18 protein-coding genes and 5 pseudogenes are annotated in these 14,114 nt (G+C 63.4%); 9 read left to right on the forward strand and 14 right to left on the reverse strand.

The features are described from left to right. The first annotated feature begins 48 nt into the window (after positions 1 to 48). The 6 genes from WN73_RS23875 (at position 49) to WN73_RS23900 (ending at position 5,778) form a co-directional block, all read left to right on the forward strand. Positions 49 to 1,356: an adenylate/guanylate cyclase domain-containing protein gene (locus WN73_RS23875; protein ID WP_028173421.1), complete on the forward strand. Its 1,308-nt coding sequence runs from the start codon at positions 49 to 51 to the stop codon at positions 1,354 to 1,356. A 28-nt stretch (positions 1,357 to 1,384) separates the two neighbouring features. Further along, positions 1,385 to 1,669: a hypothetical protein gene (locus WN73_RS23880; protein ID WP_231166533.1), complete on the forward strand. Its 285-nt coding sequence runs from the start codon at positions 1,385 to 1,387 to the stop codon at positions 1,667 to 1,669. 130 nt (positions 1,670 to 1,799) lie between these two features. Continuing rightward, a complete protein-coding gene (locus tag WN73_RS23885) occupies positions 1,800 to 2,531 on the forward strand; it encodes a GntR family transcriptional regulator (protein ID WP_028173423.1) in 732 nt (243 codons plus the stop codon). A gap of 50 nt (positions 2,532 to 2,581) precedes the next feature. Continuing rightward, positions 2,582 to 3,823, forward strand: coding sequence for an MFS transporter (locus WN73_RS23890; RefSeq protein ID WP_028173424.1), 1,242 nt, complete (start codon positions 2,582 to 2,584; stop codon positions 3,821 to 3,823). A 22-nt stretch (positions 3,824 to 3,845) separates the two neighbouring features. After that, positions 3,846 to 4,739: an amidohydrolase family protein gene (locus tag WN73_RS23895; RefSeq protein ID WP_271555114.1), complete on the forward strand. Its 894-nt coding sequence runs from the start codon at positions 3,846 to 3,848 to the stop codon at positions 4,737 to 4,739. A gap of 124 nt (positions 4,740 to 4,863) precedes the next feature. Continuing rightward, positions 4,864 to 5,778: a PhzF family phenazine biosynthesis protein gene (locus WN73_RS23900; protein WP_028173426.1), complete on the forward strand. Its 915-nt coding sequence runs from the start codon at positions 4,864 to 4,866 to the stop codon at positions 5,776 to 5,778. A gap of 122 nt (positions 5,779 to 5,900) precedes the next feature. Here WN73_RS23900 and WN73_RS23905 read toward each other — a convergent pair whose 3' ends face one another. The 7 genes and pseudogenes from WN73_RS23905 to WN73_RS23935 form a co-directional block, all read right to left on the reverse strand. Further along, a complete protein-coding gene (locus tag WN73_RS23905) occupies positions 5,901 to 6,362 on the reverse strand; it encodes a DUF488 domain-containing protein (protein WP_028173427.1) in 462 nt (153 codons plus the stop codon). A gap of 9 nt (positions 6,363 to 6,371) precedes the next feature. Beyond that, positions 6,372 to 7,208: a DUF72 domain-containing protein gene (locus WN73_RS23910; RefSeq protein WP_011088387.1), complete on the reverse strand. Its 837-nt coding sequence runs from the start codon at positions 7,206 to 7,208 to the stop codon at positions 6,372 to 6,374. 608 nt (positions 7,209 to 7,816) lie between these two features. Further along, positions 7,817 to 8,275: pseudogene (locus tag WN73_RS23915) on the reverse strand (DNA polymerase IV); the annotation flags it as partial. A gap of 40 nt (positions 8,276 to 8,315) precedes the next feature. Next, positions 8,316 to 8,588, reverse strand: a complete 273-nt coding sequence (locus WN73_RS23920; RefSeq protein WP_028173430.1) for a hypothetical protein — start codon at positions 8,586 to 8,588, stop codon at positions 8,316 to 8,318. A gap of 125 nt (positions 8,589 to 8,713) precedes the next feature. Further along, positions 8,714 to 9,442: an SOS response-associated peptidase gene (locus WN73_RS23925; protein ID WP_028173431.1), complete on the reverse strand. Its 729-nt coding sequence runs from the start codon at positions 9,440 to 9,442 to the stop codon at positions 8,714 to 8,716. Between the two features lie 2 nt (positions 9,443 to 9,444). Then, positions 9,445 to 9,777, reverse strand: a pseudogene (locus WN73_RS23930) (hypothetical protein); the annotation flags it as partial. 162 nt (positions 9,778 to 9,939) lie between these two features. Further along, a pseudogene (locus tag WN73_RS23935) lies at positions 9,940 to 10,122 on the reverse strand (PAS domain S-box protein); the annotation flags it as partial. Positions 10,123 to 10,141: 19 nt separating this feature from the next. Here WN73_RS23935 and WN73_RS23940 point away from each other — a divergent pair. Then, positions 10,142 to 10,324 (forward strand): carbohydrate porin, encoded by a 183-nt coding sequence (locus WN73_RS23940; RefSeq protein ID WP_082901065.1) that lies wholly within the window; start codon positions 10,142 to 10,144, stop codon positions 10,322 to 10,324. Here WN73_RS23940 and WN73_RS23945 read toward each other — a convergent pair. The 3 genes and pseudogenes from WN73_RS23945 to WN73_RS23955 all read right to left on the reverse strand — a co-directional run. Beyond that, entirely contained in the window at positions 10,321 to 10,755 is a 435-nt protein-coding gene (locus WN73_RS23945) for a DUF3147 family protein (protein ID WP_011090440.1), read from the reverse strand. The genes WN73_RS23940 and WN73_RS23945 overlap by 4 nt on opposite strands. 5 nt (positions 10,756 to 10,760) lie before the next feature. Then, positions 10,761 to 11,102 (reverse strand): annotated as a pseudogene (locus WN73_RS23950) (DUF3147 family protein). A 20-nt stretch (positions 11,103 to 11,122) separates the two neighbouring features. After that, a pseudogene (locus tag WN73_RS23955) lies at positions 11,123 to 11,485 on the reverse strand (divalent metal cation transporter); the annotation flags it as partial. A 370-nt stretch (positions 11,486 to 11,855) separates the two neighbouring features. Here WN73_RS23955 and WN73_RS23960 point away from each other — a divergent pair. Both WN73_RS23960 and WN73_RS23965 read left to right on the forward strand, forming a co-directional pair. Further along, the gene (locus WN73_RS23960) at positions 11,856 to 12,398 is read left to right on the forward strand and encodes a phosphatase PAP2 family protein (protein WP_211434525.1); all 543 of its coding nucleotides are present in this window, start codon (positions 11,856 to 11,858) and stop codon (positions 12,396 to 12,398) included. Positions 12,399 to 12,400: 2 nt separating this feature from the next. After that, on the forward strand, positions 12,401 to 13,009 hold the full coding sequence (locus WN73_RS23965) for a cysteine hydrolase (RefSeq protein WP_074076791.1): 609 nt from the start codon (positions 12,401 to 12,403) through the stop codon (positions 13,007 to 13,009). Here WN73_RS23965 and WN73_RS23970 read toward each other — a convergent pair. From WN73_RS23970 to WN73_RS23985, 4 genes are all read right to left on the reverse strand, one after another. Beyond that, positions 12,931 to 13,125 (reverse strand): hypothetical protein, encoded by a 195-nt coding sequence (locus WN73_RS23970; protein ID WP_074076792.1) that lies wholly within the window; start codon positions 13,123 to 13,125, stop codon positions 12,931 to 12,933. The two genes, WN73_RS23965 and WN73_RS23970, sit on opposite strands and share 79 nt — an antisense overlap. 164 nt (positions 13,126 to 13,289) lie before the next feature. After that, positions 13,290 to 13,538, reverse strand: coding sequence for a hypothetical protein (locus tag WN73_RS23975; RefSeq protein WP_038967815.1), 249 nt, complete (start codon positions 13,536 to 13,538; stop codon positions 13,290 to 13,292). Then, complete coding sequence (locus WN73_RS23980; protein WP_038967816.1) at positions 13,535 to 13,753, reverse strand: hypothetical protein; 219 nt, start codon at positions 13,751 to 13,753, stop codon at positions 13,535 to 13,537. Before WN73_RS23980 ends, WN73_RS23975 begins: the two co-directional genes overlap by 4 nt. 33 nt (positions 13,754 to 13,786) lie before the next feature. Next, the coding region (locus tag WN73_RS23985) for a hypothetical protein (RefSeq protein ID WP_271555118.1) at positions 13,787 to 14,114 on the reverse strand (328 nt) is incomplete at its 5' end.

Raw genomic sequence — 14,114 nt, forward strand, 5'->3', positions numbered from 1 at the left:
AGATTCCGGGTTCACGCTGCGCGTGCCCCGGAATGACTGGGGGATGGAATGGTCAAGTTTACGAGCAGGAAAGCGCGGCAACACGCCGCCTTGTCGGAGGACTTCGAGCGCGAGCTGACGCGGGAAGTGCTGCGCACCGAGCTGTTGCGGGTGCGGACACTGATCATCACCGGCTGCGTCATGATCTTGTTCCTCACCTCAACCTTCCTGATCGACCCCGCTCTGGTGAACCGGGTCTGGCGCGGGACGGAGGGCCTCGTCCGCGAATATATTCTCTTGGGAGGTTTCATCCTCTTCGAAGTCTGGATCCACAGCCAGATCAGGCGAAACCTCAAGCTCGATCGCGACCTGCCGGTGATCAGGCGCTACGTCGGCGCCTTTATCGAAACGTCGCTGCCGACGATCATCCTGATCCTGCAGATCCGAAGCATGGGTGCGAGCCAGGCGCTCGGTTTCGTGCTGCCGCTGGTCTATTTCATCTTCATCATTCTTTCGACGCTGCGGCTCGATTTCTGGCTGTCGACCTTCACGGGATTCGTGGCTGGAGCCGAACTCCTGGCCGTCGCGCTGCATTACAATTCGGCCAGCGACGCGGGCGAACCCCTGATCTACTTCCACGCCGTGCGCAGCACGGTCATCCTGATCTGCGGCGTGCTCGCCGGCTCCGTCGGTGCGCAGCTGCGGCGGCAATTTGCCGCGAGCATCGCGGCTGCCACCGCGCGCGACCGGGTCACCAATCTGTTCGGCCAGCACGTCTCGCCGCAGGTGGTGGAGCGGCTGATGGCGGAGGGGACGAGCGCGGCCGGCGACCTCCGCCGCGTCGCGGTGATGTTCGTCGATTTCCGCGGCTTCACCGCCGGGGCGCAGTCGCGCACCCCGCAGGAGGTGGTCGACCGGCTCGATGGCGCCTTCGCGGTGCTGGTCGACATCCTCGACCGCCAGGGCGGCATCGTGAACAAGTTTCTCGGCGACGGCTTCCTCGCGCTGTTCGGCGCGCCGCTGGAGGCCTCCGACGCCGCGCACCGCGCGGTCGCCGCGGGCCGCGAGATGCTGGCCGCGATGGACCGCATCAATGCGGAGACGAGCTGGCCGCTGCGGATCGGCATCGGCATCCATTTCGGCGAGGTCGTCGCCGGCAATATCGGTTCGCCCCGGCGCAAGGAGTACACGGTGATCGGCGACACCGTGAACTTTGCCTCGCGGCTGGAGGCGCTGAACAAGGAGTTCGGCTCGCAGCTGCTGATCTCGGCGTCCGTGCGCGAGGCGCTCGGCGATGACGGCGAGGATGCTGTCGCGCTCGGCGAAGTCGAGGTGCGCGGCTACGAGCAGAAGGTGGCGGTGTTTCAGCTCGGGTAGACCGCTCGCGTTTCGTTGAAGGCGCGTGATGAAATATCGCGCCGCGTTCTCCGTTCCTGCACTCTGGAAGCCGAAGCATCGGTTTCCGTTTGTCATGCGGAGAAAACCAATGACCAGATTGTCCGTTGTTGCGGCCGTCCTGATCGCCGCCGCCGTCTACCAAACCCAGGCCGCTGCCGCCCGCGACGCCGCTTCTCGGCGCGCCGCAACCCACGTGACGACGGACTGCGTCAGGGCTCCGGCGGTGGGCGCCTATGCCTCTGCGCCCTACAAGCAACCGCCTTGCCTGCCCAATACGACGACGATGAACTGACGATCACAGCAGACGAACCCGGGCTGGTGAAGTCCGCCAGCCCGGCTTCGCGTCATCCATGGCGGCCCTTCCGCCGGCGGTATTTTCGTAGTGCTTGACTCCTTCATCATATAGTCATCTATATGACTACATGAATTCAGCGCCGCTCGACGACCGCCTGCCACGCTACCAGCGCCTGCGCGACGACCTCGCCGCGCGGATCAACCGCAATGAATGGCGGCCGGGCGAGCCGATCCCGTCGGAAGCCGAGTTGGCTGCGCATTACGGCGTTGCCATCGGCACCGTGCGCAAGGCGATCGACCAGCTCGTCGCGGATGCCGTGCTGGAGCGCCAGCAGGGCCGCGGCACCTTCGTGCGCCGCGCGCGCTTCAACTCCTCGCTGTTCCGCTTCTTTCGCTTCCAGTCGGAGAGCGGCGAGCGGCGCGTGCCGAAGAGCCGCATCATCCGGCGCAAGAGCGTGCTGGCGACATCGGCGGTCGCATCCGCACTCCGCATCCCGGTCGGCGAGCCCGTGATCAGCCTGTCGCGCCTGCGCCTGATCGACGACGTCCCGCTGCTCGCCGAAGAGATCTGGCTGCAGCAATCGCGCTTCGCGCCGATCCTCGACATCGACACCGCCGAGTTCGGCGACCTCCTGTATCCGCTCTACGAGGAGCGCTGCGGCGAGGTCGTGGTTTCCGCCGAGGAAATCCTGACGGTCGAGACCGCCAACGAGATGCAGGCACGCCTGCTGCGGCTCGAGGCGCATGCGCCTCTGATTGTCATCGAGCGTCTCGCGCTCGACCTCGAACGGCGGCCGATCGAATGGCGCCGTTCGCGCGGGCCGGCCAACCGCTTCCGCTACCACGCCGAGATCAGGTGAAGCGGCTCTTCAACGACACCAAGCAATAAACGAGTACAGGGGTAGGAAAAATGTCGAACTGGTACAGCGAAAGCTCGCCGCTGGAGCGGCGCACGTTCTGGGCAAGCTTTGGCGGCTGGGCGCTGGATGCGCTCGACGTCCAGATGTTCGGCCTTGCCATCCCCGCGCTGATCGCGGCGTTCGGCATCAGCAAGGCCGATGCCGGCCTGCTCGGCTCGGTCACGCTGTTCTTCGGCGCGTTCGGCGGCTGGCTCGGCGGTGCGCTCGGCGACCGCTTCGGCCGCGTCAAGGCGCTTCAGATCACGGTTGCGACCTTCGCACTCGCGACCTTCGCCTGCGCATTCGCGATGACCTACACCCAGCTCCTGATCCTGAAAGCGGTCCAGGGCCTCGGCTTCGGCGCCGAATGGGCCTGCGGCGCGGTGCTGATGGCCGAGATCATCCGCGCCGAGCATCGCGGCAAGGCGCTCGGCTCGGTGCAGAGCGCCTGGGCCGTGGGCTGGGGCGCAGCCGTGCTGCTGTCGGCGCTGGTCTTCACCTATGCGCCCGCAGACATCGCCTGGCGGCTGCTGTTCGCGCTCGGGCTGTTGCCCGCGCTCCTCATCATCTTCATCCGCCGCGGATTGAAGGAGCCGCCGCGCGCCATCGCCAGCGAAAAGACGCCGTTCTTCGCGACGCTCTCGGGCATCTTCCATCGCGACGTGTTGCGCGCGACGCTGATCGGCGGCCTGTTCGGCATCGGCGCCCATGGCGGCTACGCGGCGCTCACCACCTTCCTGCCGACTTACCTGCGCGAGGTGCGGCATCTGTCGGTGCTGGGCTCCAGCGGCTATCTCGCCGTCATCATCGTCGCCTTCTTCTGCGGCTGCGTGGCGAGCGGCATCATCAGCGACCGCATCGGTCGCCGGGTCAACGTCGCGTTCTTCGCCAGCGCCTGCATCGTCACCGTGCTGATCTACATCTTCGCGCCGCTGACCGATGGGCAGATGCTGGTGCTCGGCTTCCCGCTCGGCTTCTTCTCCGCCGGCATCCCCGCCAGCATGGCGGCGCTGTTCAGCGAGCTCTATCCGGCCGGCGTGCGCGGCACCGGCGTCGGCTTCTGCTACAATTTCGGCCGGATCGTCTCCGCCGCGTTCCCGTTCCTGGTCGGCTTCCTCAGCGATCATATCGGGCTTGGACCTGCGATCGGCATCGATGCGGCCTTCGCCTATTCGCTGGTGCTGATCGCGGTGCTGCTGCTGCCCGAAACCCGCGGCAAGGTCTTTGAACAGACCGCCGCGACGCGCGCCTGACGCGGGATGGGGAGGAGCCACCATGACATTGTCCCAGCGCGGCCTGACGCGCCGCCAGTTTGGCGCGGGCCTCGCATCGCTCGTGACGCTGGCCGCGACCACAGCCAGCAGTGAGGCGGCCTTGCCGACGATCGATACCCACGCCCATGTCTTTCACCGCGGCCTCAAGCTCGCACCTAGCCGCCGCTACGCGCCGGACTACGACGCGCCGCTGTCGCTCTATCTGGAGCAGCTCGACCGCAACGGCATGTCCAATGGCGTGCTGGTGCAGCCGAGCTTTCTCGGCACCGACAATTCCTATCTGGTTGCATGCCTGAAAGAGGCGGGCGGCCGCCTGCGCGGCATCGCCGTCGTCGATCCCGCTGTTAGCGCGGACGAGCTGCGCATGCTCGATCGCGCCGGCATCGTCGGCATTCGCCTCAATCTCGTCGGCCAGCCCTTGCCCGATCTCGCTGCCGGCGAATGGAAGACGTTGCTCGCGAGCGTGAAAGTGATGGGCTGGCAGGTCGAAATCCAGCGCAACGCGGCCGATCTCGCCGCGCTTGCGCCGCAGCTTCTGGATCTCGGCGTTGCAGTCGTGCTCGATCACTACGCGCTGCCCGATCCAAAGCTCGGTGTCGACGATCCCGGCTTCCAGTCCGTGCTGAAGCTCGGCGCAACGCGAAACGTCTGGGTCAAGATCTCGGCGCCGTATCGCAATGGCGCGGCCGGCGAGAGCTTTGCGAAGCAAGCCTATCCGCTGCTGCGCAAAGCTTACGGCCTCGATCGCCTGTTGTGGGGCAGCGACTGGCCGCACACGCAGTTCGAGGCGTCGCAGGCTTACGAAAAGAACCGGCAGTTTCTCGATACGCTGATCACTGATCAGAGCGAGCGTGCGCAAGTGCTGGCATCGCCGTATCAGCTCTTCCGCTTCTGACACGTTCGGTCGCGATTGCTCCGATTGCTCCGAATTTTGGGGCATGACGGACGATGTCGCCGGCTTGTAGACTGCTGCACGATGCAGCCGACCCGCGGCTGCGATTTGCATGAGGAAAGCAAAGATGCAGCGCCGCTACATCACCGTCGACGTGTTCACCGACCGCGCCTTCGGCGGCAACCAGCTCGCCGTGGTGCTCGATGCCGGCGGCTTGTCGACGACGCAGATGCAGGCGATCGCGACCGAGTTCAACTATTCCGAGACGACCTTCGTGCTGCCGCCGCGCGACAAGGCGAACGATGCGGAGGTGCGCATCTTCACGCCGGTGCGGGAGCTGCCCTTTGCCGGTCACCCCAATGTCGGCACCGCCTTCGTGCTGGCGACGATCGCAAGGGAGCCCAAGCCGCGCCTGCTGTTCGAGGAGAAGGCGGGGCTCGTGCCGGTCGAGATCGTACGGGAGCAGGGCAGGGTGGTCAGCACCGAGCTGACCGCGCCGCAGCCGCTGGCCCGCCTCGCGACATGTTCCGCCGAAGAGGTCGCGGCCTGCATCTCCCTGACCGCGGAGGATATCAAGATCGATCGCCATGCCCCGCAGGTCGTCGGCGTTGGAACGCCCTTCGTGGTGGCGGAAGTGGGGTCGCGTGAGGCTGTGCGGCGGGCCAAGCCTGATGCTGCGGCGTTCAGCCGGATGTTGCCGCGCGATGGCGCCTTCTCGGTCTATTTCTACACGCGCGACGTGCCGGCGGCGGAAGCGCCATGCGAGCGGCAGGCGCGGATGTTCTTCCCCGGCGCCAGCGGCCTGATCGAGGACCCCGCCACCGGCAGTGCCACGGTCGCCGCCGCCGCGCTGTTCGCCGATCTCGATCCCGCGCGCGATGGCGAGTTGAAGCTCACCATCGGCCAGGGGTTCGACATGGGCCGTCCGAGCCTGCTCCTGACGCGCGTGCGCAAGCAGGACGGCAAGATCACGTCCGCTCATGTCGGCGGCAGCTGTGTGCAGATGATGGAGGGGACGTTTGGGCTGGAGGGGGAGGGGTAGGTCCATCAACCCGTCATTCCGGGGCGCGCGCAGCGCGAACCCGGAATCCATTCCTCCACTAGCTCTGCGGCCCGATGGATTCCGGGCTCGCGACTTTTTCGCGCCCCGGAATGACAGCGCAGCTAAATCTGCCGCCCCGCCAAATTCCTCACCGTCACCCCATCGCGCTCCTCGATGATCTCCGCGATCATCTGGCGGTGACAGTGGGTGTGGTCGCGCTCGTAGCAGAGCAGGCACACCGGGCCTGCCTTCTTCACCAGGGCCGAGAGCTCGTCCATCTCTTCCTTCGCCTGCGGCGTCTTCAGGTGCCTTGAATAAATCCTCTCCAGCGCGTCGTACTGGCCGCTGCGAGCGGCAAGGCGCCCCTCCTTCGGCGTGCCGAGCGCGGCGAGATGGACATAGGCGATGCCGCGCTCGTCGAGCCCGGCGGACAACTGCTTCTTGGAAAAACCCGGCCGGCGCGACGACGTCACCGCGCGCACGTCGACCACGAGCTTGACGCCGGCGTGCTCCAGCTCGTCGAGCACGGCCTTGGGCGGCGTCTGCTCATAGCCGATGGTGAAGAGCTTCTTCGCCTTTGCCATGAACAATCCTCAACTCACTCGCGCGATCAGTTCCATGGCGCCGTGCGGTGCGCGCACCTTGCCTTCGTGGATGACGTAGGCGAACACGTCGCGCGGCTCCTTCTTCGGCTTTGCCTTGTCGACCTTCGGCAGATCGTCCGGTTCGCTTCCTTCGGCCCAGTCCTTGAAGCGCTGGGCCCAGGCATCGAGCTGCTTCGGCGGATAGCAGGTCTTGATCTCGTCATTGCCCTTCTGCAGCCGCGCGTAGACGAAATCGCCGGCAACGTCGGCGATGGCGGGATATTTGCCGTGCTCGGCGAACACCACCGGCGTCTCGAATTCGCGGATCAGCGCGACGAAGTCGGGCGTGCAGAAACTGTCGTGGCGGACCTCGACCACGTGGCGCAGCGCGCGCCCGTCGAGCTTGCGCGGCAGCAGCTCCAGGAACTTGCCGAAATCGGCGCCGTCGAACTTCTTGGTCGGCGCGAACTGCCACAGCACCGGCCCGAGATGGTCGCCGAGTTCCAGCACGCCGGAATCATAGAAGCGCTTGATGGAATCGCCGGCTTCGGCCAGCACGCGGCGATTGGTGGCGAAGCGCGGCCCCTTCACCGAGAACACGAAACCTTCAGGCACTTCGCTGGCCCATTTGCGAAAGCTCTCCGGCTTCTGCGAGCCGTAATAGGTGCCGTTGATCTCGATCGAGGTCAGCTTCGAGGCCGCGTAGGACAGCTCTTTCGCCTGCGTCAGCTTCTCCGGATAGAACACGCCGCGCCATGGCTCGAATGTCCAGCCGCCGACGCCGATGAAGATATTGCCGGATTTTTTGGACACGGTTTTTGTTTTGGCCACGGAAGGATCTCGCATCGACGTGGAGGGGAGGCCGGCATCCTAGTCAAACGAGTTGTGATTGGCCAGTTGCCGCGGCCCGTCTAAGCTTCCGACAAGATCATCTGCGTATCGAGAGACAATATAGTTTCTACATCGACAGAAAGTCTTTACCTCGACAGAAAGTTTTTACGGGATAGAACGCTTCTGGTTAGCGCGAAAATTTCACTATTTGTGGCCGATTCAACGATCTCCCGGATCTCTCGCCTGCCTGACGCAGCATCAAGCGGGAAATAGAACCACTACGTCAGATGTGCCGCCCCGCTAACCGCTCGAAATCGCGGGTAAGTTAAATTATACCGTATTACATTCGCGGTACCCTTTCGAAATGCGTCTCGCAAATGGTGGTGGACGGTCGAGCAATAACTGCGAAAGCGTCACCAAATACCGCGAAAGTTTCCACCTCCAACTCCGCAGCACGAGCCGGGCCCACCTGCTCGGCGCCTACCCGCGGGAGGCTATGAGCGGTCTTGGCGACGAGACGCGACAGCTGCTCGTCAGAACGCAGGAGGCAGCGCGGAGTCACGTATCCGAGATTCGTCGCTTTAATCGCGGTGTAGCCCTCATCGAGGCCCAGGACGAGCGCGAGCCGAAGCGTTGAGGCCGGTCTCGGCCTTGATCTTTTCACGAATGCGCAAAGCGATGTCCCTGGCGAGCGGGATGTCTTGAAGATTTTCGGTAACGTCAAGATAGGCCTCGTCGAGCGACAAGGGTTCGATGATCGGCGTGTGCTCGGCGAAGATATCGCGAATCTGTCGGCTGATCGCCTTGTAGACCTCGAAGCGTGGCTTGACGAAGATCAGCTCAGGACATTGTCGCTTCGCGGTCACCGACGGCATCGCGGAGCGAACGGCGAATTTGCGGGCTTCGTAGCTCGCGGCGGCTACGACGCCCCGCTCCGCCGAGCCGCCCACCGCGACCGGCTTGCCGCACAGGTCCGAATTATCGCGCTGTTCCACGGATGCATAGAACGCATCCATGTCGATATGGATGATCTTGCGATGGGGCGCCGTCGAGACGTTTTGCTCCGGATCGGATGGGTCCATGCGCGGATTATCCAGGTCCGCAGTCGAGTCGTCGCAGCCGTTAGACCAGATCCTCGGGCGGACACTCCGGACAGGTGTCGCCGATAGACTCCAAGACCTCTGCGATCGCGACCGTGGCCGCCTCCGGCGAAACGCCGGCCGGTGGATCCCGGCGGACGATATCGAACGCGCGGTCGCGCGCATGGGGATCGGCGCGATCCTGCAACCACCCGTGCTCCTCGCATTCCCTAATGGCGCCGGCATCGTTGAGCACCGAGATGGCCCAACCTCGCAGCGTCCGGACCGCAGGCCACCTATCCTTGAACATCAGCATCGAATTCGCTCCACCGGGACGAATCCTCGTCTCCCGCCGCCGTTCCGGCCGGTTAGCACAGGGCAGGGATTCGAAATCGCGGGCAATGTAGCTTGTCCACGTGTTCCACCTTCCTGCGCACAACACTATGCGGCCGCAGCGGGATCTTCCTTCTCGCCCGTCGCGATGATCTTCAACGCGCCGTCCAGCAGCGGCCGCTGCAGCACCTTTGCCTCGTCCCAGGGCGCGCCCATCCAGACGTCGTACTCCTCCGCCGTCGTTAAGACCACGGGCATCGCTTTGGGATGGACGCGCTTTACCTCAGCGTTCGGATCGCAGGTAAGGAACCCAAAGAGGTCGGCTGTGACCTCGCCTTCCTTTGCCTTTCGCACACAGGTCCAGTTTGTCCAGATGCCGGCGAAAGCGACGAGCGGGCGAGACTCATCGAGGGCGAACCACACCGGCACCTTCTTGCCGTCGATCGTGTCGTACTCGGAGAACGACGTGAGGGGCACTAGACAGCGGTGGTCTGGCTCGAGCCAGCGCTTCCAGTGGCTGCTTCTTGTGTTGCGGATGTTGGTCGTGCCGCTGTCCGGCTCCAGCCGGAGCAGCTGTTTGAAGTCTACGGTCTTGCCCTTGGCCTCGAGCTTCTCCGCGCGCCTCTTGGTTGCGTCCATGATTGCTTTTGCCGAAGACGGCATGCCCCAGCGTGCCATGACAAGCTCGCGCCCCTCGGCCCCGTTGCGCACGATCGGCGCCGGGTAGTCGGGGAAAATGCCCGGCATCGACGGCAGGTTTCCGACGCGGCTGTTCAGCGCCCCGAACAACCGGCGGATCGCATCTACGTTTTTGGTCATCGAATAGAGATTGCACACAATCAGATCTCCGGTGCGGCCTGGCGGGAGCGCGATGCCAGCTGCAGAAGGGTAGCTGAGGGCCGGCGACCTGCCTTGCCACATTTGCTGCAGCGGAGGCGGCTGGCCAGGTCATGGACGAATGTGGTCGGTGGATGGCGCAGCGCCGCCAGGTCGACGTCTCGCCGGGTCTTGCACCGCGAGCACTCGATCTCAAGCCAGGCGTAACCGCCGTTGATGCCCTGGTCGACAGTCGGCGATGGGTCGATCGGTCCTCCGTCGGCCCACATCCTCTCATTCCACGATTCGCAGAGCAGCTTGTCTGCCTGTCGGATAAGGGTCTCGCCCTTAGCGCGGGTTAAGGGCGGCCTCGTAACAATCGGTGGGCGAGGTGCAATGCTGCAATCGCTCCGAAAAGGCAAACAGCGCTGCGTGTTCTTCCATGCGACGGGATAGTGCCTCTCAGCTCGCTTGCGATTGGTGATGTCGTGCTGAACGCGAACCGCATAAAGAAAGCGCCCGTCAGCATCGCGGACGCTCGACGACGTCACCTGGGCCCAGATATGGCCGCCATCCTTGCGGGCAATGCGCTTTTCGATGCTGCAGCGCTCGAACTCGCCCGCGAGCTGGCGCTGGAATTGACGGCGATCCTCCGACACATCTTCCGGATGCGTCTCCTCGAAAATTGTTAGGCCCAGCAGTTGGGCCGCCGAATAACCTGTGAGCGAAGGCCTTCTAACCGCCGTCTATCAGTACCAGATCAGGGATGGCTGGACGCTGCAGCCCAATTTTCAGTACATTATTCACCCCGGTGGAGGAGCAACGAACCCTTCAGGACCTCTAGCCGGAACGCCACTCGAGAATGCTTCCGTGTTCGGCTTGCGGACGACTCTTAAATTTTAGGAGGGACTTCCGAAACGTAGTTCGCGCCGTAGGCGCCACATGAGGACGGCGACCGCGAACCAGACGAGCGAACCCGCTGCGAGGCAGAGCGCGGGCTGTAAAGCGCGTCCGTGCCAGATGAAGAGCGCGAAGCAGGCAAGGCCCAGACTTCCCCATCCGGCCCCGGCGGCATCAAGTGCGGCGGCAGCCTTTCCGCGTCGCTGCCCGCGCAGGCCGTTTTTCTCCTTGCGCTCACGCTCATGCTTCTCGATCAAGGTCGCACTGGCACAGAAGATCGCTGGAAAGGCCAGCATCAGCCCGCCGGCCTCCGGCCCTGCCCCGTCCGCGACAAGGCCAGCCACCACGGTTGCCAACCCGCCCAATGCAAAACGCACGACATATTCGTAAAGTCGTCCCTGCTTGAGTGCGGAGAACTTGAAGTGGACAACCATAGTGGTCAGCCTATCAAAAATTGCTTGAGGCCTATCGCGGCCACAAGCCAGATCGCGAAAGCGGCGAGGGTGGCCTTGAGCGCCGACCATTCGGCCCGTATCAGCAACTGACAAACAGCAACGCTGTAAGCCGCGAGCGCGATCGAACCGAGCATCATCGAGCGGCCTTCGATCGCAACATAGTCGCCGCCATGTTTTTAGAAGGCGAGGCCGAGCGTTGCTAGAGCTACGGAGGGCGCGGCGCCAAACAATCCCGCGAAGCTCTTGGGCCGCAGCACGTCGCCTATGACCGCAAACAGGGAAACGACCAAGCCGCCAATCAGAAAGCGCAGCGCGTAGTCCACCATTTCCTCCTTGATCGCCGTTTCTAGGACGATCTTGGTACCAGCATGCTGACCGCCATGCCGACGATGCAAAGAGCCATCGCCGCCGTCGACGCCCAGCCGAGCCAATACAGCCAGCCTTCGACCACGAGCTTGCCCATCACGTCACGCCGTCTGACAAGCAGCATTAAAACGGTCATTACCGGTGCTGCTAGCACCCCGTTAATGACCGCACTCCAGTAAAGCGTCTTGATCGGATCAATTGGCGTGAAATTGAGCGCCACACCGAGGCCGACCGAGAGGGCAAGCACCGAATAAAACGCCATGGCCTGCCGCGGTTTGCGGGCGAGGCCAACGGGGCATCTGCGGCCTTCGCCAATGGCATAGGCTGTCGAGCCGGCCAGCATCGCATGAATATTACATCAGGGCTGCTCAGGGCACTTTGACAGTCCTTTGGCCGACAGGCTCGCCTGACCTGTGCCGCTGGTTTAATGGTGCCAGAAGATCGCGAGCAGCAGAATGATCGGCAACGGTATGCCCAGCAACCACAACAATGCGCCTCGTCCAAAGCCCATGGCTCTCTCCTCCATTGATCTGTCCCTCGCATCCAACGCGTCCGTCCGGCGCACAGTTCCTCGCCGGGAACGGTTTTCGAGGCGGTTGATTGAAAGACCAGGTCGACTTGCTCTGCTTTCCAATCACTCTTTTACGGAGATTGCTGCAGGGCATAAGGACATCTGCGAGAGAAGGCAGTCGATGACGATACGAGTACATCCTTTGTCCGCCGATATCGAACTTGCGCGTGCGATTGCGCGACACACCCGTCCGCTGCCGGAGCGGATTTCGGGCGCGCTGACCTGGGGAGCGGATGAGCATATTCTGACCGCGGTTGCCGTCGGATGGTGGCTCTGGTGTCGCGCCAAACCACTGCCGCAGCGGCACGCAAGCGATCATGTGCTGCTGACGACGCTCGCCTCTGTCCTGTTGCCACATCTTCTAAAAACGCATTTTGACCAGGTGCGGCCGGACCGGCGCACCGTGCGCGGCCATCTGCATGGCATCCCACTCTCCGGCCGCGCGCTGGATGCGTTCCCCTCGGGGCATGCCGTGCATGTCGGTGCCCTCGCATCCGCCGCCGCGGTCCTGTCGCCCGCCAAGCGCAATCTCGCGTGGGGCCTCGGCGCCGTTCTGGTGTCGACGCGCGTGTTCCTGCTGGCTCACTGGGCAAGTGATGTACTTGCGGGTCTGGCGATCGGAGTCGCGCTGGAGCGCGTCATAAGGCGGCTGACGGGATTTGGTCGTCAGGGAAGATCGGGCTAGTCATCGGGCAACTGCTCGCACCCCCCGGTCCTCACGCCGTCCATCTCTGCATCGACATGCAAAGGTTGTTCGCACCGTATGCCCCGTGGGCAACGCCCTGGTTGGAGCGTGCGCTACCCGAGGCGGTCAGGCTGATTGCGCACGCGCCGCCACGTACCGTCTTCACGCGCTTCATTCCGGTCCGTAACAAGGCCGAGGCGCGCGGCGTCTGGAAAGCCTATTATGAGAAATGGGAATGCGTGACACGCGACAAGGCCGATCCGGGGTTGCTTGAGCTGATGCCGGCCCTGACACGCTTTGTGCCGCCTGCCACAGTCATCGACCGCCAGACTTACTGCGCATTCACCAATAGGCGCCTGCAAGCCTTTCTGGATGAGCATCAGGTGGACACGCTGATCGTGTCTGGCGGTGAGACCGATGTCTGTGTGCTCGCAACGGTGCTGGCTGCGGTCGATATCGGCTACCGTGTTATCCTCGCTGAGGACGCGCTCTGCAGCTCGTCTGATGAAAGTCACGATGCGCTCATCAATCTCTACACCAAGAGGTTCAGCTTGCAGATCGAGGTGGCGCCGGTTGCCAGCATCCTTGCGCGCTGGAGCGTCGTCAGGTGATCAGCCAACCTCGTAAAAAGCTCTCGTTTCTTCGGGGCGGTCGCCAGGTCACGGATGAGGGCGCACTCGGCAGCATCCGTGCGGAGCTTTTCCAATTGAGCCTGCATGCCTTTCATTGCGATCAGTTCCGTTCCCGAGCGGAACCATACCGCTTGTGTACGAAAGCGCACAGACCTGATTGCCAGTTTTTCCTAAGCTAGGGATGCTTAGCGACCCACTACCGCCAAGCACCTCCAACGGTCCCAGCATAGGGGTATGCTGGGGCCGTTTTTATTGGACCTCAGCCTTGATTAAGCCGCACGAAGGTTCCGCTCTCGTGCAGCTCGAGCCAGCCTCTCTCGACCGCATGCTGGATGCCGGTGCCGAACTCCGGGCCCGTCGCCTTGCAGCCGTTCCTGGAGAGGAACGGCGCGTTGATCTTCTCGATGTGAATGCGCCCATTGACGGGCTCGACGCCGGCGGCGAGCTCGAGGAGCTTGCGTGCGGCAACTTGCGGATCTGCGAAGTGGCGGGTCTCGACGTGCTTCATGCGCTGGCGCCGGCGAGCTTGTCGCGCTCGATGCGAGCCAGTTCCTTGGCCTTGGCCTCGGCCTCGTTGCGCGTCAGCAGATCCGGTCGAAGCCGCCGGCCGGGCAGGTCGCCCCAGTAGAAATAGACGCTCGGACGGCCGTCCGCGAAGCGGACCTTATAGCTGCCGGTGTCGGGGACGCGTTCGTGCTTCTTGATCGTGATCGGCGTGGTCATGGGGGCTTTAATAGGAGCTCGGCACGGGCGCTGTCACGTATCAATCTTTGCGGTGGACCGCCAATAGCATAGGTCTAGGAGTTCGGTACCATAGAGCACGTCGCCAACGGGGTCGCGGGGCACCAGGAAAACTTGGCAGCCGCCCTGCCACATAGACAAGGGCCGCCGACTCGCCATCAGCGGCCCCGTCCGGGTTTCAATAATTCCGAGATCAAATGGTCTAGCCAGCCCCGGATTGCCGATTTTTCCCGATCCTAAAGATTCTCGCAAGCACATTTGTGAATCGTCTAATTGATTTTTTCGCTGCCACAGACGCAGCAGATTAGGCGGGTGTCTCCTGTCTGCCCCTGCGAGTGTCTTA

Source organism: Bradyrhizobium sp. CCBAU 45394 (assembly GCF_028128655.1).
Classification (GTDB): domain Bacteria; phylum Pseudomonadota; class Alphaproteobacteria; order Rhizobiales; family Xanthobacteraceae; genus Bradyrhizobium; species Bradyrhizobium diazoefficiens.

Bases quoted from the DNA above. Each gene is read 5' to 3' on its own strand.
- WN73_RS23875 (WP_028173421.1), top strand. From the start codon at position 49: ATGGTCAAGTTTACGAGCAGGAAAGCGCGGCAACACGCCGCCTTGTCG.
- WN73_RS23880 (WP_231166533.1), top strand. From the start codon at position 1,385: ATGAAATATCGCGCCGCGTTCTCCGTTCCTGCACTCTGGAAGCCGAAG.
- WN73_RS23885 (WP_028173423.1), top strand. From the start codon at position 1,800: ATGAATTCAGCGCCGCTCGACGACCGCCTGCCACGCTACCAGCGCCTG.
- WN73_RS23890 (WP_028173424.1), top strand. From the start codon at position 2,582: ATGTCGAACTGGTACAGCGAAAGCTCGCCGCTGGAGCGGCGCACGTTC.
- WN73_RS23895 (WP_271555114.1), top strand. From the start codon at position 3,846: ATGACATTGTCCCAGCGCGGCCTGACGCGCCGCCAGTTTGGCGCGGGC.
- WN73_RS23900 (WP_028173426.1), top strand. From the start codon at position 4,864: ATGCAGCGCCGCTACATCACCGTCGACGTGTTCACCGACCGCGCCTTC.
- WN73_RS23905 (WP_028173427.1), bottom strand. From the start codon at position 6,362: ATGGCAAAGGCGAAGAAGCTCTTCACCATCGGCTATGAGCAGACGCCG.
- WN73_RS23910 (WP_011088387.1), bottom strand. From the start codon at position 7,208: ATGCGAGATCCTTCCGTGGCCAAAACAAAAACCGTGTCCAAAAAATCC.
- WN73_RS23920 (WP_028173430.1), bottom strand. From the start codon at position 8,588: ATGCTGATGTTCAAGGATAGGTGGCCTGCGGTCCGGACGCTGCGAGGT.
- WN73_RS23945 (WP_011090440.1), bottom strand. From the start codon at position 10,755: ATGGTTGTCCACTTCAAGTTCTCCGCACTCAAGCAGGGACGACTTTAC.
- WN73_RS23970 (WP_074076792.1), bottom strand. From the start codon at position 13,125: ATGAAAGGCATGCAGGCTCAATTGGAAAAGCTCCGCACGGATGCTGCC.
- WN73_RS23975 (WP_038967815.1), bottom strand. From the start codon at position 13,538: ATGAAGCACGTCGAGACCCGCCACTTCGCAGATCCGCAAGTTGCCGCA.
- WN73_RS23980 (WP_038967816.1), bottom strand. From the start codon at position 13,753: ATGACCACGCCGATCACGATCAAGAAGCACGAACGCGTCCCCGACACC.